The following is a 675-nucleotide window of genomic DNA, read 5'->3' as shown; positions in this document are numbered from 1 at the left end:
CTAACTGAATATAACTTAAACCGGTTGACTTTGTCAACCGGGATGTTGAACAGGTTGGCAACAGCTGAGTTGTTTTTTATCCATTGTGCTGTTTTATGTTCCGAGGCAGGGTAAACTGCCCGGCTGGTGATATGCATCAGGGCCATAGCTGCCGATGTTTCGCTGAAACGGCACGTTTCTGTAAGCAGCCCCTGAAGATCAAGTTGTTCAAGTGCCTGTTTACATAGCCATTCAGCCCCTGTTTCCCTCACTTCTTCATGCCGCATACTGTTCAGGTCAACTTCCTGATGATCAGGCTCAATGTCACTGTACTCCGGTTGTGTGGTTTTCGGATGGATGTCCAGCAGATGCTCGTCTATTATCCTGTTGGCGAACTCTTTGGCATATCTGGTTATCTCAGGGCTCACATCAAAAAATGCCAGACGGGTTTCCCCATGAATAAGGGCCTCGATAGTGTCGGCCAGTAGTTTTTTGTCTTCCCTGGTTTCTATGCCATCCAACCTGCCCATGCTGACAATGGAACGGTGCCGTGTTTTGTTACCAATGCGGTAACTCTCGCACAAGCGGTAGTAATTATACCGTTTCCCGCTCTTTTTGTCTGTTTTTACTATGGTTTTTATAAACATGTTTTAAGCAGTTTTAATAATATGCTGCAAAGCTACAAAACCAGATTGA

General features: G+C 45.3%; 1 pseudogene. It reads right to left on the bottom strand.

Annotated elements, in window-relative coordinates:
* Window positions 1–626: pseudogene (locus ATH1_RS19920) on the bottom strand (hypothetical protein); the annotation flags it as partial.
* Window positions 627–675: the final 49 nt, after the last annotated feature.

This window comes from Anaerophaga thermohalophila DSM 12881, assembly GCF_000191885.1.
Classification (GTDB): Bacteria; Bacteroidota; Bacteroidia; order Bacteroidales; family Marinilabiliaceae; genus Anaerophaga; species Anaerophaga thermohalophila.
This window is presented reverse-complemented; position numbering and strand designations above follow the sequence as displayed.